This is a genomic window from Methanospirillum lacunae, from assembly GCF_003173355.1.
Lineage (GTDB): Archaea > Halobacteriota > Methanomicrobia > Methanomicrobiales > Methanospirillaceae > Methanospirillum > Methanospirillum lacunae.
Genome location: NZ_QGMY01000002.1, coordinates 215,086 through 237,707, shown reverse-complemented (window position 1 = coordinate 237,707; position 22,622 = coordinate 215,086). Strand labels below are relative to the sequence as shown.

General features: G+C 42.3%; 26 protein-coding genes. 15 read left to right on the top strand and 11 right to left on the bottom strand.

The genetic code is table 11. The features are described from left to right. Positions 1–253 precede the first annotated feature (253 nt). The 12 genes from DK846_RS01460 (at position 254) to DK846_RS01400 (ending at position 8,611) form a co-directional block, all read left to right on the top strand. On the top strand, positions 254–595 hold the full coding sequence (locus DK846_RS01460) for a hypothetical protein (RefSeq protein ID WP_109967144.1): 342 nt from the start codon (positions 254–256) through the stop codon (positions 593–595). Continuing rightward, the gene (locus DK846_RS01455) at positions 592–765 is read left to right on the top strand and encodes an exonuclease domain-containing protein (RefSeq protein ID WP_109967143.1); all 174 of its coding nucleotides are present in this window, start codon (positions 592–594) and stop codon (positions 763–765) included. The genes DK846_RS01460 and DK846_RS01455 overlap by 4 nt, the downstream gene beginning before the upstream one ends. A gap of 514 nt (positions 766–1,279) precedes the next feature. Beyond that, positions 1,280–1,384 (top strand): glutaredoxin family protein, encoded by a 105-nt coding sequence (locus DK846_RS18255; protein WP_109967142.1) that lies wholly within the window; start codon positions 1,280–1,282, stop codon positions 1,382–1,384. 660 nt (positions 1,385–2,044) lie between these two features. Next, entirely contained in the window at positions 2,045–2,518 is a 474-nt protein-coding gene (locus DK846_RS01445) for a hypothetical protein (RefSeq protein WP_146201092.1), read from the top strand. 446 nt (positions 2,519–2,964) lie between these two features. Further along, entirely contained in the window at positions 2,965–3,282 is a 318-nt protein-coding gene (locus tag DK846_RS01435) for a hypothetical protein (RefSeq protein ID WP_109967139.1), read from the top strand. A gap of 116 nt (positions 3,283–3,398) precedes the next feature. After that, on the top strand, positions 3,399–4,073 hold the full coding sequence (locus DK846_RS01430) for a vWA domain-containing protein (RefSeq protein ID WP_109967138.1): 675 nt from the start codon (positions 3,399–3,401) through the stop codon (positions 4,071–4,073). A gap of 37 nt (positions 4,074–4,110) precedes the next feature. Then, positions 4,111–4,968, top strand: coding sequence for a PP2C family serine/threonine-protein phosphatase (locus DK846_RS01425; RefSeq protein WP_109967137.1), 858 nt, complete (start codon positions 4,111–4,113; stop codon positions 4,966–4,968). Then, positions 4,965–6,479, top strand: a complete 1,515-nt coding sequence (locus DK846_RS01420; RefSeq protein WP_109967136.1) for a helix-hairpin-helix domain-containing protein — start codon at positions 4,965–4,967, stop codon at positions 6,477–6,479. Before DK846_RS01425 ends, DK846_RS01420 begins: the two co-directional genes overlap by 4 nt. Next, positions 6,470–6,889, top strand: a complete 420-nt coding sequence (locus DK846_RS01415; protein WP_219970599.1) for a DUF2085 domain-containing protein — start codon at positions 6,470–6,472, stop codon at positions 6,887–6,889. Before DK846_RS01420 ends, DK846_RS01415 begins: the two co-directional genes overlap by 10 nt. 423 nt (positions 6,890–7,312) lie before the next feature. Then, positions 7,313–7,816, top strand: coding sequence for a hypothetical protein (locus DK846_RS01410; protein WP_109967135.1), 504 nt, complete (start codon positions 7,313–7,315; stop codon positions 7,814–7,816). 31 nt (positions 7,817–7,847) lie between these two features. Then, the gene (locus tag DK846_RS01405; protein WP_109967134.1) at positions 7,848–8,402 is read left to right on the top strand and encodes a hypothetical protein; all 555 of its coding nucleotides are present in this window, start codon (positions 7,848–7,850) and stop codon (positions 8,400–8,402) included. Further along, positions 8,399–8,611 carry a hypothetical protein gene (locus DK846_RS01400; protein ID WP_109967133.1) on the top strand — a complete coding sequence of 71 codons (213 nt, stop codon included), beginning with the start codon at positions 8,399–8,401 and terminating at the stop codon, positions 8,609–8,611. Before DK846_RS01405 ends, DK846_RS01400 begins: the two co-directional genes overlap by 4 nt. 378 nt (positions 8,612–8,989) lie before the next feature. Here the strand turns inward: DK846_RS01400 and DK846_RS01395 are convergent, their stop codons facing one another. The 8 genes from DK846_RS01395 to DK846_RS01360 form a co-directional block, all read right to left on the bottom strand. Beyond that, a complete protein-coding gene (locus tag DK846_RS01395) occupies positions 8,990–9,613 on the bottom strand; it encodes a tetratricopeptide repeat protein (protein WP_109967132.1) in 624 nt (207 codons plus the stop codon). A 361-nt stretch (positions 9,614–9,974) separates the two neighbouring features. Continuing rightward, on the bottom strand, positions 9,975–10,619 hold the full coding sequence (locus DK846_RS01390; protein ID WP_109967131.1) for an ADP-ribosyltransferase family protein: 645 nt from the start codon (positions 10,617–10,619) through the stop codon (positions 9,975–9,977). Between the two features lie 260 nt (positions 10,620–10,879). Then, on the bottom strand, positions 10,880–11,440 hold the full coding sequence (locus DK846_RS01385; RefSeq protein ID WP_109967130.1) for a hypothetical protein: 561 nt from the start codon (positions 11,438–11,440) through the stop codon (positions 10,880–10,882). A 213-nt stretch (positions 11,441–11,653) separates the two neighbouring features. Continuing rightward, entirely contained in the window at positions 11,654–12,157 is a 504-nt protein-coding gene (locus tag DK846_RS01380) for a hypothetical protein (RefSeq protein WP_109967129.1), read from the bottom strand. 191 nt (positions 12,158–12,348) lie between these two features. After that, positions 12,349–12,981, bottom strand: coding sequence for an HD domain-containing protein (locus DK846_RS01375; protein ID WP_109967128.1), 633 nt, complete (start codon positions 12,979–12,981; stop codon positions 12,349–12,351). Further along, on the bottom strand, positions 12,978–13,895 hold the full coding sequence (locus DK846_RS01370) for a tetratricopeptide repeat protein (RefSeq protein ID WP_109967127.1): 918 nt from the start codon (positions 13,893–13,895) through the stop codon (positions 12,978–12,980). The genes DK846_RS01375 and DK846_RS01370 overlap by 4 nt, the downstream gene beginning before the upstream one ends. Positions 13,896–13,913: 18 nt before the next feature. Next, the gene (locus tag DK846_RS01365; protein ID WP_109967126.1) at positions 13,914–14,852 is read right to left on the bottom strand and encodes a hydantoinase/oxoprolinase family protein; all 939 of its coding nucleotides are present in this window, start codon (positions 14,850–14,852) and stop codon (positions 13,914–13,916) included. After that, entirely contained in the window at positions 14,839–15,741 is a 903-nt protein-coding gene (locus tag DK846_RS01360) for an ATP-grasp domain-containing protein (protein WP_109967125.1), read from the bottom strand. Before DK846_RS01360 ends, DK846_RS01365 begins: the two co-directional genes overlap by 14 nt. 80 nt (positions 15,742–15,821) lie before the next feature. On the opposite strand from DK846_RS01360, the gene surE reads away from it, so the two are divergent. Together surE and rpiA are read left to right on the top strand one after the other, a co-directional pair. Then, positions 15,822–16,622 carry a 5'/3'-nucleotidase SurE gene (gene surE, locus DK846_RS01355; protein ID WP_109967124.1) on the top strand — a complete coding sequence of 267 codons (801 nt, stop codon included), beginning with the start codon at positions 15,822–15,824 and terminating at the stop codon, positions 16,620–16,622. Positions 16,623–16,649: 27 nt separating this feature from the next. Then, positions 16,650–17,351, top strand: a complete 702-nt coding sequence (gene rpiA / locus DK846_RS01350; RefSeq protein WP_109967123.1) for a ribose-5-phosphate isomerase RpiA — start codon at positions 16,650–16,652, stop codon at positions 17,349–17,351. Positions 17,352–17,354: 3 nt separating this feature from the next. On the opposite strand, the gene DK846_RS01345 is transcribed toward rpiA, so the two are convergent. The 3 genes from DK846_RS01345 to acs form a co-directional block, all read right to left on the bottom strand. Continuing rightward, positions 17,355–17,768, bottom strand: a complete 414-nt coding sequence (locus DK846_RS01345) for a hypothetical protein (protein WP_181391567.1) — start codon at positions 17,766–17,768, stop codon at positions 17,355–17,357. A gap of 81 nt (positions 17,769–17,849) precedes the next feature. Continuing rightward, the gene (locus tag DK846_RS01340) at positions 17,850–18,410 is read right to left on the bottom strand and encodes a TATA-box-binding protein (protein ID WP_109967122.1); all 561 of its coding nucleotides are present in this window, start codon (positions 18,408–18,410) and stop codon (positions 17,850–17,852) included. A gap of 42 nt (positions 18,411–18,452) precedes the next feature. Next, positions 18,453–20,321: an acetate--CoA ligase gene (acs, locus tag DK846_RS01335; protein WP_109967121.1), complete on the bottom strand. Its 1,869-nt coding sequence runs from the start codon at positions 20,319–20,321 to the stop codon at positions 18,453–18,455. Positions 20,322–20,552: 231 nt separating this feature from the next. Here acs and DK846_RS01330 point away from each other — a divergent pair, with 231 nt between their 5' ends. Beyond that, positions 20,553–22,619 (top strand): acetate--CoA ligase family protein, encoded by a 2,067-nt coding sequence (locus DK846_RS01330; RefSeq protein ID WP_109967120.1) that lies wholly within the window; start codon positions 20,553–20,555, stop codon positions 22,617–22,619. The last annotated feature ends 3 nt before the right edge of the window (positions 22,620–22,622 follow it).

Genomic DNA, 22,622 nt, shown 5'->3' with positions numbered 1-22,622 from the left:
ATGAGGTAAGAGTACGTTACATAACCCCACGGATTGCGAATTGGCTAATCTAAATTTTCCGAAATGAGGGGACAAGATAATAAATAAAAGTGAAACCCCTCTTCTACTCCCTGCTCTTTCCGCCGGATACGCATTCGAAGTGTTGTCAGTTCTCCCCTCACAAAGTCTTTTATCAGGTTTTGTGATAGACAAACCAAGTTCCATTCACAAAGCTTCAGACCCCTTCATGATAACTTTTTCCTGATTGTCAGTATTGTTCTGGTTAGGGAAAAATCATGTATGGAATAGCAGACGTGGAGGTGCAATAATACCCAGAAATACCGATAAATTTACATTTGAAATAAAAGCCGCGATAGAAGCCATTCAGATTAAAGAAAAAACGATCATCCCCAGAAATGTGATAGAAGAGGAGATATCCAGTCATCCGGAGAAATACCTGAATCTTGGCAAGATGCATGATATCCCGCTCAAGATGGTGATCACTGCAGTTGAAAACCGGATACCTGGAACAGAGGTTTATCGCCAACGCCCGGCTTCTGGATTGTCTCATATTGTGGATCTGGTGAGGTTGCGTATGGATAAGAAGAAATTATGAGGCCGAATCACATTTTTATTTTTGACACTGAAACGACCGGTACTGATGTACACAAAGATCGGGTTGTTGAAATCGCCTGGCTGCTTGCGACCGCAGCCGGAGAGATAATTCTAGAAGATAGCAGGTTTATAAAACCGGATGGATTCACAATCCCGGATTCTGCAGTATGACCGGAATGTTATCAGAAGTGAATGCTTGAGAGCTAAAATAAACAGTAATCAACTGTCGAAGCCACAATTTTACACAATGGTAAACTCTCCCACCTTTTGTCAACTGTCACGAGGTTTCGGTAGAGGCTTTAAATTTCCGAAACTGGCAGAGGCATACAAAATCATTGTGAGAGCGGATCTCATCGACTGACATGATGCTCTTGTGGATACCGAAGCCTGTAAGGAGATTTTCTTTTCCGGGATAGATCAGGAAATCTGGCGGTATGCAAATGAGGATTCTATCTGCACTATGGAGGTTCTCCGGTAATGGGCTCTCGGGTTATTATCGTTATAAATTGTAAAACATGCCCCTTCGTGATGATTGTAAGATCTGGTTTTTGCTGCGATGAATACCACATTCCGATACCCGATCCGCTGAATAACCCAGATACCTGTGAATTGCAGAAAAATGAATGAATGAATGAATGGAGGGAGGGCCGGAGCGGAGCGACGGCCCGACTTGCATCGGTGAATTATGAATCAGATTATTGTCCACACAATGAAAAACTGCCCGAACTGTGATAAATTAAAAGCGACTTTGAAAGGGCTCGGTATAGAATTTGAAGAGAAGGACCTATAAACGAAAGAGTCGATTATTGATCTCCGGGTTCTCGGGTGTTTCCCTCAGGAGGCTCCGGTTCTCCGGTTTGGTCGGACCTGTTATGAGTCACCGAAATTATTCGCGGATGATGGAACAGTGAACCGGCATATTATTCATGCCATCTCCGGGAAGGTGTGATTTTTTCAGATCTATTCTTTTCGATCTCCCCTTGGAGAAGATTATGGTCTGGTACTATTAAACTTTTAAAAAAGCGATCTTTTTCGTCGGGCTGGACCGGGGAGGGGCAATGAGTACAGAATAACAGTCCGAACGTCAAGAAAGACATGGTAGTCGTGGTTTGCGACTGCATATCCAAACTGGGCTTTCGAAATATCAATGAGGCAGAGGCATACAGAGAGCGTATCTTTCCGGAATTAACTGATTTGCTCATTTACCAAAAACGAGAAGGCAGACGTTCAGAATGCGGTCAGAGGTTGAGTGGAGCATTAGTTCTCAATATACTACCCTCCACTTTGATACCCTTTTCGAAGAGTGCAGAAATGATGTCATTTTGGTTCTCATCGCTGGAGAAAAAGAGGCAGAGATTTCGAAAAAGGTTTTATCAAGATAAAGACTTCTGACCGTGAACATTTTTATCATCTCCGATAAGAAAGAATGATCAATTATGGGGGGGACCGCATGCACTACCTTTTGCAAAGCATTAGAGCATGGGATGGGAAGAATATAAACGACCTGATGGATCTCTTACGGGCAGCATGGGAACATCCGGATATTACCCCCAATGATATCTGGGGAATACGTATGGATAATGGGATCTCTGATAGATGGAAAGGGAGAGTGCCCCATGCCCGTATGGAACGTTTGGAGAAGAAATGGCCTCATGGGGTTATCGCTATGGATGCATCTGATAAGATTCTAGTCGCACATAGCTATACAAATTCAGGGGAACTGTATCTCATTGACAACCCTCACAACGGATCATGGGCGGCTGTGCTCGTGGTTATGGTTGTGGGATTGTTTATAGCACCTTTTTTGATATTCCCGCAATTAATAACGTGGATAATGGGGGTAATTGTCATCGGATTCTGGGCTTTTCTTTTCATTGGAGGTATTCTAGTCAGTCTCATGATTTTTGATGGCATTACGAGGTAGAATTGTTCCATAAAGATTACAATGCACAGATATACACGAATGAGCCCTCCCATCACTATCCGATACGTTCATATCGGTCACACAAAGCCCTGTCCCTCAATAGCATGAAATTCTATTATCTTCTAGATAAGACCAGCACGGGCCGATGTGAGAATGGGTTTGATCGGAGCAGGCACACTTATCAACACGCGTACACTTTTATATCAATTCTTAATGGGTTGCAACATAACTCAAAACAGATTTCAGCAAGAGGTCAATTCAGGTTGAAAACCATATATTATTATGTTAAATTTCTGAAAAAGGTCTCAAAGTATCAGTGCTTTGGGGATATGCAAAAGTTTTTTATGATATCTTTCAATATATTCATTATAAAGATATAAAATAAATTTTAATAATTTGAGAATTTTGTGCCCTTTTCTTCCCTCTCTCCCCACTGGAGGATTTTTATGGTCTGGTACTATGAGACATTCAAAAAAGTGGGGAGATTGCGGATCGTCGGGGATTGTGTTCTGATAGAGATTGATGGTGAGGGAACACATGATATCCCGGTATCAGATGTGGTGAATATCATTTCAAATGCTGTAGAACTTCCTCTCGATCCGGTGAATTTACAGGAAGGGATCAGCAGTCTTTCAGTGCGTCAACTCGCCATTAAGTTTTACATTCCGGTTGGTGGACAGATGTACTGTGCTATTGTTCGTCAGGTTCTGGGGATGATTGCGAGTCCGGGGAAGAAGGCGGCTTTGTGGGTTCCGGTGGAGTGAGAAAGATAGTTTTCATTGAGTTGGACAAATCTCCAATATTACGGTGACGTATAAGAGAGACCCCTTTAAGGGAGATTTCGAAATATACAAATATCCAATAAAATAATGATCTCTTCATGTCAGGATTAGAAGAGATGCCAATTTTAGATAAACGGGAACCTAAAGTGGCTACTGTCTTACTAGTCGATACCTCCGGTTCGATGATTGGGGAAGGGATTGATGGAGTAAATCGTGGCATTAAATTATATCAGGATAAAATATTGAATGATTCTTTAGCGTGTAAGAGAGTAGAACTCGCCTTAGTATCATTTAACGATAATGTCACTGTCGAACATCCATTTTCTTCAATCAAAGAATTTGATATTAAACCCCTATCCGCTGGTGGATGGACAACAATGGGAATGGGAATCTTAAAATCAATTGAATTAATAAAAAGCCGTAAAGAACAATATGCTCAAAATGGAACGGATTATTTTCGACCCTGGATTTTCTTGATTACTGACGCCACAGACAATGATATGACAATGGATAAATCACTCTATAATCAAGTAGTCCAAGAATTAAAAGATGGAGAGGCAAATAAGCATTTTTCTTTTTATAAAGTAGCAGTCGGTGATGAGGTTAATATGGATTTTCTGAAGACACTCTCTGCACGTGCTCCATTAAGATTAAAGCCAAATAATTGGGATAACATGTTTGATTGGTTTGCAGCAAGCAGTTTAGCGTTAAGTCGAAGTAGTCCTGGAATCTCAACCCCGCTTCCTCAGACTGACTGGGGTACTGCAGATTGATGAGATTTTTTAGATATTCGTAATAAAAAATGATTAAATGGATTTTAAAAAAGTCTCTTTTTTTAAAGTTTTTGCACCAAATTGCCCAACAATAGAAACCTCAGATCTAAATCAAAATAATCTGCAAACATCAGATCTAGAAGAAAATATAAATTTAAAGATATTTGGACTCTCAATTAGAGGACCCTCGCATATTACCTCAGATATCCCTTGTCAAGATGCTTGTAACTACAAGATTTTGGATAAAAATAAAGGTATTATAGCCATTGCAGATGGGTTAGGATCTGCACCCTTTTCAGATATTGGAGCGAAGTTTTGTGTTAAGTCTGCTATTGATTTAATCCAGAAGATGTATGTTGAGAGTTACTTAGATGATATAAATATTGAAGAAATTGTTTTTCAAGTAATTGAGGAAACAAGAACTAATCTTGTCGATTATTCTTTAATAAATAAGTATAATCTCCAAGATTTAGCCTGTACGTTAATCATTGTCCTTATTGATGGTAATAATTGTGCAGTTTCTCAAATCGGTGATGGAGCAGTGGTTTCATCATATGGTGATGATATTTTTCTAATTTCTGAACCGAATAACCTTGAATATCGGAATGAGGTTATTCCAATAACATCTGATCAATGGAAAGAATTTGTTATTGTTAGAAAAACTTCGAATTTTAACAATATTGCCGTTTTTACGGATGGTGTTCAAGATGCTTTAATGCAAAAAATTGATGGAAAATGGGTTGTTAATTCTAATGGGTTTAAATATTTATTTTCATGGGCTAAATCTCAAACCAATGAAGAAGAATCTATTGCAGAAATGGAGCGTGTCCTTAATAATAAATTTGCTTTAGTATCAAGTGACGATAAAACCCTGGTAATTCTTGTTAAGGAGTGAATTCAATTTATTATAATTCAAAAGGAAATAAGGTTGAATTAGGCCCCGAATTTGGGAGAGGCGCTGAGGGGGGCATTTTTCCAATCATTGGGAGCCCTGATCTTTGTGCAAAAATTTACACAGATAAACTTCAACGTAATCCGGAGAGGTGTAGAAAATTAAAATATATGGTTAATAATCCTCCCTCTAACATATTTACTGCAAAGGGTAGAGTCCAAATAGCATGGCCGAATGATATTTTATATTATGATAATAGAGGGGCATCATTCGCAGGCATAATAATGCCTCTTATTGATGTAAAATCATACAAACCAGCTCATTATTACTATTGTCCAACAGATAGAGACGATAATCAGGTTTTGGTGAATTGGGATCATGCCTTGGTAACTAGTCGGAATATTGCCACAGTTCTTGATTCATTACATGACAAAGGCTATTGTGTTGGTGATCTACAGTCAAATAACATTTTAGTGAATTTGAGAGCTAATGTCGCTTACATTGATTGTGATTCATTTCAGGTTACTGATAGAGTAAATAATAAAATATACTACAACACCGTTGGTCTTCCTGAATACACTCCTCCAGAGTTAATTGGGAAAGACTTAAAAATTGGATTTGATCGAAAATTTTCTGATCTTTTTGCGCTTGGAACTATTATCTTTCAATTTTTAATGCAAAATGCACTCCCATACCAAGCAATAGGTACAGCCGTAAATGGTGCATCTTCTCCAATAGAAAAAATCAGACTTGGATTATTCCCCTATGGAAACATAAACTCATCAGTTAGACCCCCTGAGGATGTCCCCCCTTGGGATATACTAAGCCCAGAAATTCAAGAGTTATTTATCCGATGCTTTGTATATGGTCATAAAGATGAGAAAAGACGTCCATCTGCAAGAGAATGGGTGACTGTTATTGATAAGACCAGAAAACGGTTGAAATTATGCGATCGAAATACTAATCATAAATACCTAAATCATCTCACTCATTGTCCCTGGTGCAATATAAACGAAGATTATTATCCTCAAAAGAAAAATCAAGCCCAAGTTAATTGGCAACCATCCCCTCCAAACATTAATCCAATTCCTGTTCAAACAAGAAACCCACAGAAACAGACAACAACTGTCAAAAAAAATCCTTCTCCGAATAATGGCTTTTTTTATACTCGATGTTCAGATACTACATATTATACCCAACTATTATCTGGGAGTCAAATATTATTAACAGTCACAGTTTACTATGCCTTTTTTAAATCATTTAACTATATATTTGCAATAATTGCCATTTTGGTTTCTTATTATTATCTCTATTACAAAGACAAAAAAGGAATTATTTGTTGGGGTTTGGTTTGTTTGTCAATGTTTTTATCGTTATTATCAAATGATTATTTATTAGAATATTATACGCCAGAAGGATTTACATATTTTTCTCGTTTATTTTTGTGTTTTTATATGATCTGGGTAATCCTGACTTTAAGAGTTTTCTCTTATGAAAAAATGGGATGGAAGTAGTGCTTAAAGATAAAGGGCTATTGAAAGAAAAGACACCTAAAGAGGCAAATAAAGTTAAAATGTTATATGGTAATGATATCCATATTGGGCCATATATCAAACTAACGTACTGTAATCACTCAATAACATTATGTCTTTGCCACAAAATCCCGGAACGATCAATCCGGTTTTTTGGAATCGAGAAATACTTATGTTCCCGATGCCTTGGCATAATATTTGGAATCATTTGTGGTATGAGTTTTCAATATCTTGGGTTATCTATCTCTTTAATGAATATGCTAATATTATCACTTCCGTTAATAATAGATGGAATAACTCAGGCGATAGGTATTCGGACCAGCAATAATTATATTAGAATAATTACTGGATTCTTATTTGGATTTGGTATCTTCCTAGGGATAAAAATATGACATCAAATAATGATGGTGGTGCTATTTGTTGTGCTCTCATTTTGATAATAGGTTTATTATATACAGTATATTTAGGAATTAGTTGGGTATGTCAACGGTTATCTGATTATTTAAATGGTCTTTCATCTGGTTCTTTCGCATTATTTATTATGGGATTATTTTTGTGGGTTTGCTATGAATTATATCGAGTAATTAAGCCCATAAATTGAAAGATTATCCTTTCATTCAATTTTTTATAATCATTTTTTCCATGTATTACCAGACAACATTAATATCCCTGGAAATTATCCTCTACCCACACATAGGCGGGCTTAAATTTTAAATCCCGGTTTTTTTCTCTTCTCGTTTCACTCCCAATTTTTTCTATATAAATACTCGCGGCATATCTATTTATACCGGTATAATCCGGGTGGAGATAAAAAGATGGCAGATTTTGTATCGAAAGGTGCAGTAAAGTCAGCGGAGAGGAAGCTAACCAGTCCGATTGATACCATTGCGAATTTCCTGGCTCTTGTTCAGGATGTGATCGACAATAACCCCTGGGGGTGTACTTCATACACTTCAGCCGGAAAAACCGTTGCCGCTGTTGTCCGGGGTTCTGAGTATTACTCAGGGAAGGTCATCTATGAAAATGGAGAAGCCAAGACGGTCGGTCAGATCTCAGTGAAGGCTCCAACTTCCGCAGCGTTCAACACTGATATCACCACGATCCTGGGGACCGCTGCACTCGGGACTGCGATGGGTGGAACTCCTTCACATGACAGTTCTGAGGATTCATTCAGCTGTACACTCAAAGCTCACAGCTCAAATGGTGAAAACTTCAATGTCACTTTCAAGCGTGACAGCGTGACCATTTCAAGCTACGAGTCTGATTCGATCCTCACCGGTATCGAGTCCTGGGCTGACACTGTGGCCCTACTCGCTTAAATTTCCTTTTCTTTTCCAACCGAGGCGGAATATGAATTGGAAATTTATTTTATCCGGTGGCATATTCCTGGTCCTCGCGGCTTTCGTTGGTGCTGATTATGTCAGTACGTCCATTTCAACTGATGGAACAATGATGATCGCGAGCTCCGGGAATAACGATAATGGATCGTTCTCTTCCCGTGTAATGGCAGTGGATCAATCTCAATTATCCAGGTCCATTACCGGAGATGAGGAATTTCAGACTGACCTGATAGTCAGGGGAAACGGTCCGATCATAGCATCAGATTATGCGAATTCCCGGACTCGTCCAACAGTGTTGGATGAAGTCGCATGTACATTTCTGACTGAATCCCGGGTGCAGGCCGCCCAGGTATCTGATCTGTATACTACGGGGATGCTTCAGAATGGAAGTTATGAGATCTCGCGGGTTGTTGGATCCGGACTGACCGGGGGAACCGTTGTGAACGGTTCCGGTATGCTTGGGTTCGGATCACAGTCTGAAGGGAATGACACACTGAGAACCAGAGGGTTCGTATCTGGAAATATGAGCGTGAGGGACTTTGTGAGGTATGGAGGGAGATTATGATTTGGGAAATATTGACCGGGTTTCTTGGATCTCTGAGCGTGATAAACACTATTGCGGCGATTCTTCTTTATCGCCAGTATGTGAAACTCGCGTATGAATCCGTTGAGTTTGCGGAGCTTGTGATCACCAGTATTGAGGAAGCAGAAGACGGATCTGTATCAATCGATCCTCTGTCACTTGCAGCCTCATCAATGGATCATGTCAGCTAATTATCCGGGCTCCTGAAATGGATCCGGTTCTGATTCATTGCTGTTAAAAACGATCAGTGTGAATATCTATGTGCCGGAGTAATCTGGCCTTTCTGGGGAGATTGGAAAGAAATAGGGCCGAACCTATTTCTTTTATGACTGAGGAATTGAGTCTCGGCAATTCCTTGTGAAACTCAGAACGCCATGTATAGATCTCTGATGTTCTGCAAACTGTGGTTGACACTCACGCCTGAGAGATAATCCCAAATCACCTCAAACATCTCTCTTTTCCCCCCTTTTTTAAATTTATTACGTATTTTTTTATTTATACTCGATATTTACAAGATTCTATATTGAAAAAATATTGTTAATGTTATTAATCCAATTTAGTCTAACTGATTATTTTTTAGAAGTAGATTTATATTTTTTATATTCAATTTTTGCCTCTTCTAATTTATTGTTTTTCTTCAAAGCGGCAGCTTTTCCTAAATAAGCTTTTGAATAGTTCGGATTAAATTTAATGATTGCATCAAATGCTTCTATCGCTTCATTTATTTTATTCAATTTAAATAAAGAAATTCCTTTTCCATAATATGCATCATGATTATTAGGACAATGTTTTAATGCTAGGTTGAATCGATAAATTGCGACCTCATATTCTTTAGATTTATAACTCTCCATACCTTTTATGTAATATTTATTTGATGTGTTAATTGGAGTACGATTGGCTTCATATCCCAACCATACGGTAAAAATCATCCAGATTATGAAAATTATTGCACCTATATTTTGTAAAATAATGATTAAACTTACTGATATTAAAAAAAAACACAGTGATATTAACGCCATTTGATATGATCTTGTTCCTCTAAAATAATATCCATTATAAAGTGAGAGTAATAAAAGGCAAACAATTGCTAAAATGAAATAATTGGAATGTCCTAGTGAAGATTGGGTGCCTTGGGCAAAGACTGCTATGAATAAAAAAATTGAGCCAATAAAATTTATGTTTTCAAATTCCATATTCTCATCTGATATAATAATTATATTGTAATTTTCGATTGAACTTTATAAAAAAACTATCACAGATTACATCAAAATATAAATTATGGTGTTTGAATTTTTTTGAATTATTAACCGCAACAATATTGTATGATATTTATGAATCAAAAATAGAATTAGATTATTAACTATTCAAAAAGATTTCCCATATCTTTCAGAATTTATTGGTTTAGTATGAGTAGAAGGAATAAATATTTTGTTTATTCGTTCATTTGCAATATCAATTTCTCTTATAGTTGGTGGGGGTATACTAGATAGAAATTTTAGGTTATCGATATTGACCATTAATCGTTCATTAATTGAAGTTTTCATAATATGATAGTTATTTTCGTTTTATGGCAATAAACCTAACGCTCTTTAATTCAACAATTTGATTTATATTTCCATCTTCTGGAATAATTCTAATTAATGAATATTTTTTATCTGATAAAACAGTCCATATTTGTCCTCGATTAAGTAATATTTCAAATTCCCAATTTCCTAAATATATCCCCTTATCTCCGGGTTCACAAAGAATGAGTAAAATGGGAATAAATCCATCCGGAGATGATTCATGATGTTGGGAATTTTGAAAAAACTTAGAGTAATTATATGCCTCCATTAAATCAAAAGTTGTTGAAATAAACCCTGATTCAAGGTATGCATAATTAGAAACGATATTTTCTGCTACACTGTAAGGTATTCCCCTGAAAAGTTCTAATTCAAATGGTATCTTTGACAGTTCGAGTTCGAAGGCCCTATCGATATTGGCGATAATATCATAAACCGTTCTATTTACTTGAAAAATTGAGTCATCGTTGCGAAGAAACACGTTGTAGTCTGTTGAATTTGACTTGTATTGAGTAATAGAATCCTTTTGTTTACTTGATAAATCAGTACGGGATATGTATGCTAATCCTGAGAGATCGTTTTGTAGAATCTGTTTTTTTTGCGTAAATTCTACAGTCTCATGATCAACAACATTCACTAATAATTATCAACTTAATTTTTTATAATAGGATAATATAAAAAAGAAGTAAGATCTCGCCCCTGCGTCCTTACCTCTCTCACCCAATCCTTCACCCCACGCCAAGCCCAAGGGGAATGTTGGAATACCTATCACACGGGGACGCCTATGGTTCGACACACACCTTGGGACCGAAGCCAGGAACCATTCCCAACCACCTAGCTGGTTCGTGGAATATCTCGAAAAGAACACAGGGATGAAATTTGGTATATTCTCTCTCTTCACAATTCTAATTTCGTCTGCCCGTATATTCTCCCCTTCTCCATAACCCCCACCGGACTAGCCGGTATTGAGTCAAGATACGTCTGCTCCTTGATCGCCCGAACTTTTTTCAACTCCCACGTCCGGACCTGAAAAAAATGATCTGCTTTCCCTTCAAGGCCTAACAGATTCCTGTCCATTATTGCAGTAACCACCACAACAGGGCCTCCCTTTCGTGCCCGGATCTTACAGACCTCACTGAATTGATTCATCTCCTCCTCCTTGTCAGGTTTAAACCAGGAGAGATGATACTCGATAAAAAGAATCGCTGAAGTATCAGTTGAAATATATTCAAGTAAATCTGAGAGTTTGTCAATTTTCAGGTGATCGAGTCTATCCTGTTCCTCTTCTTTAAACTGAAGTAAAGGAACATAATCGTGATTATTAATGTACGTGATTCGACCGGTTGGGTATCGTCTTGGAATATCAGCCAGGCATGTAAGAAAATCCTTATGGGATGCCTGAAATATTGAAAAAGCCTCTGGAGGAATATTCTTGAGCGGATTGGTATGATCCCTCATCGCTAGATGATCCCATCAGGAGTATGTAAAGGTAAGGTAAACACCGCGAAAGTGATCTCACATTATATCTCGCAGACCTGATACACAAATTCCATTTCTTTCCACACCTGACCGATAACTGCCGGTAGTAATTGATATCGATCTCATTGGATCGAATGATGGATCCACGAGCTATCCCTTCAACCCTGACCGGAGATGAAGAATCAATTCTGATCACCAGAGTCCTTCGAGAGTATTCTGGTGAGCTACTCCTTGTGACTGTTTCTTCTTCGGTTTTGCCAGGGTATCCAAATAATAAACAACCCGGCTACTATATGGATCAATCTGGGAGAGCCATTGATCTAACCGATCAGAAAACAGAATGATCAACTGTGGCTCATTTGCCTTTCTTTTACAGACCTCTCCAATAATCGGGATAAGTTCGGGAGCATCCTGATACCAGGTTCGATCATGCTCAAAAAGAATCAGGGATTCGTTGGCCTCCTCAAGAATGGTGATAATCTGATATGCAGTGAGAGCACGCCTGACCCTGATCTTGTTATGATCTACAATGTTTTTTGTGAGGTAAACCGGGTAATTCCCGCATATGTAGAGGGACCGAGTTAGATACGAACTGAGTACGGCACTGAGCGCTTCCAATAAGATCCCGGATGGTGAAACAATTATCGAGAAGGAGCCTGATGATCCCGATATGACCGGGTGTAAAACTGGAGGCATGGCGTACCTTGATCATGGCACTCTCTATCTAAAGGTTTAGTAAACAGGGCGAAAGTGATCGGGCGATAGTTAATTAAGAAAATCGATAATAATTGATTCAAACTCTTTCGAGGTAGGGATAACAATTACTCCTCTTTCACAAATTGAGTCACATCTCTTTAGCGCTTTAGTATTACCTTAACACACCAGTTTCAATGTTGTAACATAGGCCGGGTTTCTGTATTATAGATCTCACGAAATTTCTCAAGAACCCGGTGCCGCTCACTAGCAATCTCTCTCCCGGTTTTTGTATACATCAAATCCTTGAGCTTAATCAATTTATCATCGATATGATCCATGGCATCCTGCATCTCTCCGCCTCTCTCACCGGCTGTCATAAACGCCCGGGCTATCCCCACTGCTCCCATAGCATCGAGTTTATCTGCATCAGACAGAATCTTAGCTTCCAGAGTCTCCGGCAGTCTTGATGATCTGTACCGGTGGGTCAGGATTGCATGAACTACTCCCTGAATCTGAACATGTGAATAATGAAGAGATGGAAGAAATTTTTCTGCTATCCTCGCACCTTCTTCCTCATGAGGAATGCCATCTGATTCTTCCAGAGGACGGGCAATATCGTGAAGAAGGGCTGCAGAGATGAGAATTTTCATATCTGCCGACTCTTTTCTCCCAATACGATCACAAAGAGCAGTGACCCGCATTGTGTGGTCAAGCCCATGTGCTCCGTGGGCATGAAGACGATCCAAAACAAAAGACCGGACTTCCTCTACCCCTGCATCCCGTATAAAATCTCCAGCCACTTCAGGACAATCTGGAGTTTTCATTTTGATGCCTGTGACATTGCCTTCTGGTACCGGGACATGAGCCCGGTTACGGTTGTTTTTCCTTCTTGTGCTGACGGATCATTGGGAAGAATTGCCAGTGCCTTGTTGTACGCATCAAGTGACTGCTGATATTGACCAAGAATCCAGAGACTCTTTCCATAATTGGTCCATGTATCTGCATTATGTGGATCATATGTTACAGACAAATTGTACGCCTCAACAGCCTCCTTGTGACGGTTTAAGGAAGCAAGCATCTTTCCTTCACCAGCCCAGGCATCTGCATTTGCTGGATCAATCTTAATAACACTCTTGTACACATTGATGGCTGCCTGTGCACGCCCCTGGAGGCTGAGAGCATTCCCTTTTTGAATGAGGATCGAGAGATTGGTTTGATCCTGTGAGAGAATTGAATTGTAAGCTGAAAGAGCATCATCATACTGACCAAGTCCGGTGTTGGCATTACCCTGCCCCATGATAGCAGCAGTACTCAGGGGATCCAGATCATGAGCTTCAGAATATGCAGTCAAAGCCTCTTTTGATCTCCCAAGACCAAGAAATGCTGCACCTTTTCCGGTGAGAACCCGGGCCTTATCAGATCCAAAGATCCGACCCTGATTACAGGCGACAAGTGCTTTGTTGAAAGACTCAAGAGCCTCCTGGTACTTGGATGCTCTGAGTTGTTCTTCTCCGGCAGTAACCCATGTATTATAATCCTTGATTCCTGTCTCAACCTCCTGATCATAATCAACAGGAGCACGAGTCTGATAGGTATGAACCGGGGTGACATCAGCCGGTGCTGCATCAGCACACGGCAAAAGAAACAACATGAAGATGGTAATCAAGACAACTGACAGGATTAGATCCTGACGCCATACTTTTAAGCAAAAACCAAACAAACTCTCAACCTTGACCATTTCATCTCATCTCATTCATCACAACAAATCTGCTTCACTCAAAGATGTTGCTTTTTCCTTAACTGCATACGCTGGCATAGCATCTGTATATTCACCAAGGTCCGCTGATAGATCTCTTCCTCCAGTCCATTCAGCAACAAGCCCTGAACCAATCCCTACTGTGATAATCTTTTCTGCATTGTGGGACTGGACAACCTTCTGAACAGCACTGCCAATCAGATTCATCTGGACATTATAGACAGACCGGGCTACATCAAGTGCTCCGCTCTCTCCGATCTCTTCCAGATCAGCACAGACCACACGAGCAAGCCGTCTTAAACAGGAAGTTCGGTCAGTTCCTTTCCGGTCGGCAGTATCAGCAGAAAAGAGAGTTTCCTCAATCCGGTTCAGTGCAATATACACATCCCCGGTTGATGCAAAATATTCAGTACTGACAGGAGTATTGATCCCGCTGACTTCTGCATTATGAATCAATGTGGCAACATTGGTCCTGAGCAGACCACAGTACACCAGGTATCCCTGCTGAAGACGGGTCAGATCGGTCTGCCCAATCATTGAATCAAATGCATTGAGCGGGATGATGTCAGTTGTTGTGCTCCCCATATCAACGAGCACTGCATCAGGATACCGGCTTTTGAGCATATCAGCCATGGCCAGCCAGTTGGCAGCTGCAAGCTCCGGAACTGCTGATGTGTGAAATCGTCCATCCATACCATAAAAGATAGCATCAGGGAAGACGGTCTGCACTTCTGAAACGATGAACCCGATCCCTTCCTGCTTTGATGAAAAACAGTCTGCAAGCTCCCCACTCATCACTACGGCTGCATTCTCTGACCCGGCATATGGGGAAAGTAATTCCTTAATTGGTGCTTCCTGCCAGAGAGGACAGTAATGAATATGAACACCGTCATTATCGACGACTTTCAGGTTCGCCCCGCCAACATCAATTCCGATCACTGACAGTCACCGCACCATCCTTTCCAAATGTTGCCTTTCCTTTAAGTGTCACCTTATCAGGAGATCTTCCATACGATGCTTTCACAATGATATCGGCAATCTCTTCTTCCATGATTGCAGCGATACCCACAATACTATCAGTCGGGCGTGGGTTTACGTCAACAACAACAATCCGGTCAGCAGAAACTACAAGATCTACCCCGATATATCCCTGACATCCAAGGACAGTTGCTGCCTTTCTCGCAGTGCTGATGATCTCCTGAGCCCGTGGATGATCGACCGGGGTTTCTCCTCCGTCATAGTGAAAATTGCCGTCTGGATCGATGCTAATATTCTGCCTGTTTAGTGAGAGTATCATCGGCCCTTCACCGGTATAGTACAGACAGACCTCACCAACAACCCTGCTGCCAACCATACTCACAGAGAAATGTTCGCCTTTGATGAACTCCTGGCCAAACTCTCCGGTCCCGGGCTCCTCATCGCGAAGTCTCATATGAACCGCACCGGAGCCGGAGATCTCCTTGATCACCCGTTTCCCTGTTGTGACCTCTGCAGGGACATCAATACCATGGGCCTTGAGGGTATCTGCTGTCCGGCGTTTATTTGCACAGACCGCAATCGCGAGAGAGTTACACCCGATATTTCGTGACAGATCCTCAACGATCTTCGTATACCGTGCAAGCAGATGATCAGGTGCAATAACCAGTGCTTCCTCGCATGAGGGTGCCAGTCGGCGAAGCTCATCCGCAAAATCGGCACCTGGCGTTGGCATTTCAACCTCGTATCCTGACCGGACAAAACTGTCACGTAGAGTGCGTAACATCGCTTCACCTTCTGGTGCCAGGGCAGGATCATGATAACTTGCATATTCTGCGAGGAGAACTCTCATTGTAGAACAGGTTAGAGTTCATCACGCATAATTCCCCTGATCAGTCATCCTCTTACTCTCTCCGGGTAATGTATTGGGTAATGGTACCCCGCATCCTGCTGACCAACGATGATGGTGTTAATTCAGAAGGTCTCTGGGCAGCATACGACGTATTGAAAGATATTGCAGAAGTTATCGTCTGCGCCCCGGCAACACAGCAGAGTGCAGTTGGGAGGTCAGTCTCCATCTTTGAACCCCTCAGGGTTAACGAAATATCCTACAATGGAGTGAAGGCATACTCAGTCGGAGGAAAACCTACTGATTCGGTAATTCTCGGCCTTTTTGCTTTAAATCTTAAACCGGATATGGTGGTTTCCGGGATAAACATCGGTGAAAATGTTTCAGCAGAGGCAATAACTACATCCGGAACTGTTGGCGCTGCTCTGGAAGCAGCAAACCAGGGGATACAGGCAGTTGCATTTTCACTACAGGTAGAGGATCAGGCAGAGAAGTTTGACAATCCGAAGTTTCCAGGATCACGTTTTGATGGATCTAAGATGGTTGTCAGGGACGTCATTTCACGGATATTTACGCAGGGTTTCCCAAAGCACACCGATGTGGTCAATGTAAACATTCCATCAGTTATCAAAGGAGGGTACGAAGTGACTACTCTTGGAGAACGGCTCTTTGAGACTGGAGTGGAAAAACGACTTGACCCAAGGGGAAAACCGTATTACTGGATCAACGGACCTCTGATTGAGGACGCACCAGATGGAACTGATGTTCATGCAGTCAGAATGGGCAATATTTCTGTCACTCCGATAACTCTGGACTGCACCTCGTACAAGGCAACTTCCTGTTTTGGTGAACTCTTTTCAGGCAGCCCGGGCCAGCAGACTTAAGACATTCTGCTTCAAACCTGACCGGTAATGACGAAATCCGGGAATGGAAATCCGAAAGAGAATGCCGGATACAAGGCTGCCGAATATGTACGCGATGGTATGATAGTCGGGCTTGGAACCGGGTCAACTGTTGCGTTCACGATGGATCGCCTTGCAGAACGGATAAAAGGCGGTCTTCGGATCACCGGGGTTCCTACCTCGATTCAAACAGCAATGAAAGCCAGGGAAAGAGGAATTCCCCTGGCTTCACTAGATGATGTATCACAGATCGATCTCACCATTGATGGCGCTGACCAGATCGATCCATCACTGATGCTTATCAAAGGCCGGGGTGCAGCCCAGGTCAGGGAACGATGCGTTGCAGATGCATCAAAGCGCCTCATCATCGTCGCTGACTCCTCTAAACTCTGTGATCAGCTCTCAGGCCCGGTTCCTGTTGAGGTTATACCATTTGCACTCGGACATGTCACCCGAAAGCTCGAACAGATGGGTGGCGTTGTTGTAGTAAGAGACGGTGTTAAAAAAGACGGCCCGGTTCTTTCAGATAACGGAAACATCATTCTGGACTACCATTCAGGTCCTATCAAAGACCCACAGGCATTGGAATCAGAAATTAACAATATTCCTGGTGTCGTCGGGTGTGGTATTATGGCCGAATTTTCCGATATCATGACAGTCATCGTTGGTGAGAATGATGATTGCCGGATCCTGGGAATCAAAGAGGAGTAGAGATCAGTACCCTGACTCGTGAACAAGTTTCCTGACGTTCTCGATAAGATCAACCCTGGTAGTATACTCCTCTTCTTTCTCTTTTTTGATATCATCAAGGATAGTGTCAATAGTGACTGCAAGCTGGTAGAGTTTCACAGGTCTTCCTTTATTTTCCGTAATAAGACTTGCAACTTTTGCCCATCCCTGACCGATAAGGTAATTTATGGCAATGCTCACTTCAGGCTGCCTGAGCAATGTTCCACGTTCGATATCACGTGAAGTCTGATCTGAACGACCAAATAGAAAGACAAGAACGCGTGCATGGTTCTGCCTTACTCCCGCCCTTGTGAGCATCAGAGTGATCTCTTCTTCTCGGGTCGAAAAAAGACCTTCCTGATCAGCATCCACTATTTGATTTTCAGCAGAAAAATGCATATGCAATTACTGAAGTCTCTTTTATTGTATTTATAAATATACAAATACGATTATTTAAAAACAGAGGGATTAAATTAGAGTTTAGAGCAAGCCGAGACCTTTAAGGTCATCAACAATCTTAAGGACTGCTCGTCTGGCATCTTCCGGTTCTTTCCCGCCGGTGATGATCAGTTTACCAGATCCAAACAACAGAACAACAACTTTTGGCTCATCAAGCCGGTATACAAGCCCTGGAAATTGCTCAGGTTCATACTCAATCTTTTCAAGATTGAATCCCACTGCTATCTTATTAAGATTAATTCCTGCGCCCAGATCTGCCGATGTTACAATATTCTGAACTTTATAACTCAGCTCGGTTGTAATATCAATCTCTAGATTGCGTAGCAGTTCACCAAGAATATCAAGACCCCGGGTCAGGCTCTCCATGCTCTTTGCCCCGGTAAGGACAACTTTTCCTGATCCAAAAACCAAAGCTGCAATCTTTGGATCCTGCATCCTGATTACAACTCCCGGGAAGCGTTTTTTATTATACTCTGCATCCTTGATGCTGGAGGCGATCTGAGGCAGGTTGAGGGAATCGCTAATCTTCGCGGATGCAACAATATTTTCTATCCGCAAAGAGTTCTCTGGACTGCCAGTCATATTTATAAATGTAATAAATCAGTATATAAAGAGTTGGATAGATTATTCTTCCAGGGTTGAGACATCACCCGGATCCATCCCCATCTCTCGTGCCTTTAAGACTCTCCGCATAATCTTTCCGCTTCGTGTCTTTGGAAGGGTTTCGACAAATTCAAGTTCTGCGGGAACAGAAATCGGGCCGAGCATCATCCTGACATGATATTTGAGATCATGAATGAGCTTTGGAGTTGGAATTACTCCATTGCGCAATATGACAAATGCTTTGATCAGGTTGCCTTTGAGATCATCAGGCTTGCCGATTGCTGCTGCCTCGGCAACAGACTGGTGTGAAACAAGTGCACTTTCTATTTCTGCTGTTCCCACATTATGCCCGGCAACAATGATGATGTCATCTGACCTTCCAAGAAGCATGATGTACCCGTCATCATCTTTTACTGCCAGATCGTTGGTGCTGTAATAATGGTATTTACCAAAATTCCAGTATCCCCTGTAACGCTCTTCATTCTGGTGGACCATCTGCATCATCGACGGCCAAGGCTCTTTTATGGCAAGGAACCCGGTTGTTCCAGACGGAACCGGATCACCTTCATCATTAACCACATCGGCTACTATCCCGGGAATCGGTTTTCCGGCAAACCCGGGTTTCATCGGCTCACCCACCATCGTCGTGATCATATGCATACCGGTCTCTGTCTGCCACCAGGTATCAAGTATCGGGCAGTGATCCTTGCCGATATTATGATAAAACCACTCGAAAGCCTCAGGGTTCAGAGGTTCTCCAACAGACCCCAGGATCCGAAGTGATGAAAGATCAGATTTGTCAGGGATTTCACTTCCGACTTTCATAAACATCCTGATTGCAGTTGGTGCAGTGTAAAAGATAGAGACTCCGTACTCCTCAATAAGCCTCCACCAAACCCCGGGATCAGGATAATCAGGCGTGTACTCGGTCATGAAGATCGTCCCTCCTACAAGGAGTGGCCCATATGTCCCATAGGTGTGTCCGGTAATCCACCCGGGATCAGCAGTACACCAGTACAAATCATTCTCCTGCAGCGTCAGGACGTACTTGGTTGTATAATATGCCCCAACCATGTACCCGCCTGCAGCATGTACAATCCCCTTTGGAGCTCCGGTAGTTCCTGAGGTATACAGGATAAACAGCGGATCCTCTGACCCCACCGGTTCTGGCGGACACTGGCGTGGTACAGAACTCATCAGGTCTTCAAAATCAATCTCAAGGTCATCAAGAAGTCCGACTTTTGGTTCCTGTGTCCGCAGGACCACAACCTTCTCAACCATTGGGGCATTGATGATTGCTTCTTCAACAATAGGTTTGAGCGGGATACTTCCACCGCGTCGCACTGTTGAGTCGGCTGTGATGACCACCTTTGACTGAGAACCGGTGATGCGTTCATTGAGTGCCTTTGCCCCATAACCTGCGAACACCACGGTGTGGACTGCTCCAATCCTGGCACAGGCAAGCATTGCTACAACCATTTCAGGAATTGCAGGCATGTAAATACAGACCCGGTCTCCCTTGGTAACTCCAAGAGATTTAAGCCCGTTTGCAAACCTCATCACATCTTTGTGAAGTTGGTAATACGTCAGGATACGTTCCCTGTTATTTTCACCAACCCAGCAGATGGCTACCTTATTGCGACGATCATTGTTCAGGTGACGTTCAAGACAATTATATGTTATATTGAGTTTTGCATTGGTAAACCAGCGGGCAAACGGGTGATCCCAGACCCGCACCTGATCCCAGGGCTCAAACCAGAGGAGATCTGATGCGATCCTTCTCCAGAATGCATCAGGATCTTTCGTGAACTCCTGGTATTTATCAGAGTAATTATGGATCTTTGCCGTCTCCTTGTAGGAGGAATCCGGGTAGTAAATATTTCCCGACATATGGTCATCTCCTGGATGCAAAACTGCACTCCTAAACTATCATCATTTATCATGGACAATTCCTAAAAGCCTTTCCTGACTCGATTCATTCATCATGAACAATAATTACAATTGTTTATATGGAATGGTGGTTTACAAAATAGGTACGAAAGTGACGAAGTTAACTTCGTCATTTGTAGAACTTTGCTGCTTATGAAAGACAGCAGAGTTCTGATGATATGAGGTTGATTCATGGCAGAATGGATGCTCAGTGAGTCTGAGGGGTACGATCTCCTCAACAAGTATGGAATTCCGACCCCCAAGTACAGGATAGTCACCCGTGCCGAGGATGCTGGAGAGGCTGCAGAGGCCATCGGCTTTCCGGTAGTAATGAAGATCATCTCACCACAGATCATTCACAAGAGTGATGCAGGTGGCGTTATCGTCGGAGTCGGTACCAAGGAAGCAGCCCAGTCGGCCTTTAACCAGATCGTTTCAGGTGCCAGGGCATATAATCCCCAGGCAGAGATCACCGGTGTAATCGTTGAGAACCAGGCTTTTCCGGGTCTTGAACTAATCATCGGAGGAAAAACTGATCCGACGTTTGGGAAAGTTATCACCTTTGGTGTCGGTGGAACCCTTGTCGAACTGATGAAGGATGTAACACTGCGGATTCTTCCTATTGATGAGCAGGAAATTCGGGAGATGGTCAAGGAGATCAACTCATATCCGCTCATCACCGGATACCGTGGCTCCAAACCAAAAGACGAAGAGGTTCTCATCCAGATCATCAAGAACATCTGCAAGATGTTCCAGGATCAGACAGAACTCCGTGAGTTTGATGTCAACCCGATACGACTTTACGATTCTGGTGCCTGTGCAGTTGATGCCCGTGTTATCATGGACGATAACATCCAACTGCTTGAAAGTGATACCAGGATGGAGGTCCCGATAGATTACTTTAAACCAAAATCCGTAGCGGTCATCGGTGCATCTGATGAGAAGAGCAAGATGGGGTACGCAGTTATGCACAACCTCCTGCACTTCCCGGGAAAAGTCTATCCAATCAACAACAAACGTGATTCAATCCAGGGACTCCAGGCATTTCCGTCTATCCTTGATGTGCCGGAAGAAACAGTAGATCTTGCGGTTATCACTGTTCCTGCCAGGCACGTTCCAGGAGTTATGGAAGAGTGCGGTAAGAAAGGCGTGAAGATCGCTGTTGTGATCACGGCCGGTTTCAAGGAGATGAGCGAAGAAGGTCATATGCTTGAGGACCGGATTGTCCAGATCGCCCACAAGTATGGGACCAGGATCGTTGGTCCAAACTGTCTCGGTTTGATCATCCCGCCAATCGGACTTGATACAACCTACGTAGCTCAGTCACCAAACCCGGGTAATATTGCATTCATCTCTCAGAGTGGTGCAATTGTCAACACAGTGGTTGACTTCTCACTGACCAAGGATATCGGCTTTTCGATGGTAGTTTCTGTCGGAAACCAGGCAGACCTGAACTTCTTTGATTATCTTCGGGCTGCTGCAGCAGATCCAAGTACAGACGTTATCATCACCTACATAGAGCAGATCAAAAACGGCAAGGCCTTCATGGAGGTCGTCAGTGAAGTCACCAGGCATAAACCGGTCGTTGCCCTGAAGGCAGGATCATCTGCACGTGGCCAGGCAGCAGCTGCCTCACACACCGGCTCGCTCTCCGGTTCATATGATGTGTACATGGAAGCATTCAGAAAATCCGGAGTGCTGGTCGTGCACACCCTTACCGGTGCATTCCATGCAGCAGAGATGCTGTCACATCCAAAACGGTATCCAAAAGGCCGCAGAGCAATTGTGGTCACTAATGCCGGAGGATTCGCAGTGCTCTCCTCGGATTACGCCGAAAGGTATGGAATCAAACTCATTGATCTTCCAGACTACCTGATCAAAGAGATGAATGAGTTCCTCCCAGAATTCTGGAATAAGGGCAACCCAATCGACCTGCTTGGTGATGCAAGTGAGGAACGGTTCAGGAAGACCTTTGAGGTTCTGGCAAAGAATGATGCACTCTGGGATATGTGTTTCATCGTAGGATTCCCAAACAACATCTTAAGTTCAGAGCAGATGGCAAACCAGATTCTGAAATTCTCAAGTTCTACAGACAAAAGACTCATTCCCACATTACTTGGTGGTGAGTCGATGAACAGAGGACGTAAGATTCTTCATGCTCACAACATCCCGAGTTTTGAAGAACTTGATTTCACCTACCGGGTTGTCGGCAGACTTCTCTGGCAGATGTATCGTGTCAAGGCACAGGGTCTTTACTAACCC

Coding starts and splice junctions, on each gene's coding strand:
- DK846_RS01455 (WP_109967143.1), top strand. CDS start 592: ATGAGGCCGAATCACATTTTTATTTTTGACACTGAAACGACCGGTACT.
- DK846_RS18255 (WP_109967142.1), top strand. CDS start 1,280: ATGAATCAGATTATTGTCCACACAATGAAAAACTGCCCGAACTGTGAT.
- DK846_RS01445 (WP_146201092.1), top strand. CDS start 2,045: ATGCACTACCTTTTGCAAAGCATTAGAGCATGGGATGGGAAGAATATA.
- DK846_RS01435 (WP_109967139.1), top strand. CDS start 2,965: ATGGTCTGGTACTATGAGACATTCAAAAAAGTGGGGAGATTGCGGATC.
- DK846_RS01430 (WP_109967138.1), top strand. CDS start 3,399: ATGTCAGGATTAGAAGAGATGCCAATTTTAGATAAACGGGAACCTAAA.
- DK846_RS01425 (WP_109967137.1), top strand. CDS start 4,111: ATGGATTTTAAAAAAGTCTCTTTTTTTAAAGTTTTTGCACCAAATTGC.
- DK846_RS01415 (WP_219970599.1), top strand. CDS start 6,470: ATGGAAGTAGTGCTTAAAGATAAAGGGCTATTGAAAGAAAAGACACCT.
- DK846_RS01410 (WP_109967135.1), top strand. CDS start 7,313: ATGGCAGATTTTGTATCGAAAGGTGCAGTAAAGTCAGCGGAGAGGAAG.
- DK846_RS01405 (WP_109967134.1), top strand. CDS start 7,848: ATGAATTGGAAATTTATTTTATCCGGTGGCATATTCCTGGTCCTCGCG.
- DK846_RS01400 (WP_109967133.1), top strand. CDS start 8,399: ATGATTTGGGAAATATTGACCGGGTTTCTTGGATCTCTGAGCGTGATA.
- DK846_RS01395 (WP_109967132.1), bottom strand. CDS start 9,613: ATGGAATTTGAAAACATAAATTTTATTGGCTCAATTTTTTTATTCATA.
- DK846_RS01385 (WP_109967130.1), bottom strand. CDS start 11,440: ATGAGGGATCATACCAATCCGCTCAAGAATATTCCTCCAGAGGCTTTT.
- DK846_RS01380 (WP_109967129.1), bottom strand. CDS start 12,157: ATGCCTCCAGTTTTACACCCGGTCATATCGGGATCATCAGGCTCCTTC.
- DK846_RS01375 (WP_109967128.1), bottom strand. CDS start 12,981: ATGAAAACTCCAGATTGTCCTGAAGTGGCTGGAGATTTTATACGGGAT.
- DK846_RS01370 (WP_109967127.1), bottom strand. CDS start 13,895: ATGGTCAAGGTTGAGAGTTTGTTTGGTTTTTGCTTAAAAGTATGGCGT.
- DK846_RS01360 (WP_109967125.1), bottom strand. CDS start 15,741: ATGAGAGTTCTCCTCGCAGAATATGCAAGTTATCATGATCCTGCCCTG.
- surE (WP_109967124.1), top strand. CDS start 15,822: ATGGTACCCCGCATCCTGCTGACCAACGATGATGGTGTTAATTCAGAA.
- rpiA (WP_109967123.1), top strand. CDS start 16,650: ATGACGAAATCCGGGAATGGAAATCCGAAAGAGAATGCCGGATACAAG.
- DK846_RS01345 (WP_181391567.1), bottom strand. CDS start 17,768: ATGCATTTTTCTGCTGAAAATCAAATAGTGGATGCTGATCAGGAAGGT.
- DK846_RS01340 (WP_109967122.1), bottom strand. CDS start 18,410: ATGACTGGCAGTCCAGAGAACTCTTTGCGGATAGAAAATATTGTTGCA.
- acs (WP_109967121.1), bottom strand. CDS start 20,321: ATGTCGGGAAATATTTACTACCCGGATTCCTCCTACAAGGAGACGGCA.
- DK846_RS01330 (WP_109967120.1), top strand. CDS start 20,553: ATGGCAGAATGGATGCTCAGTGAGTCTGAGGGGTACGATCTCCTCAAC.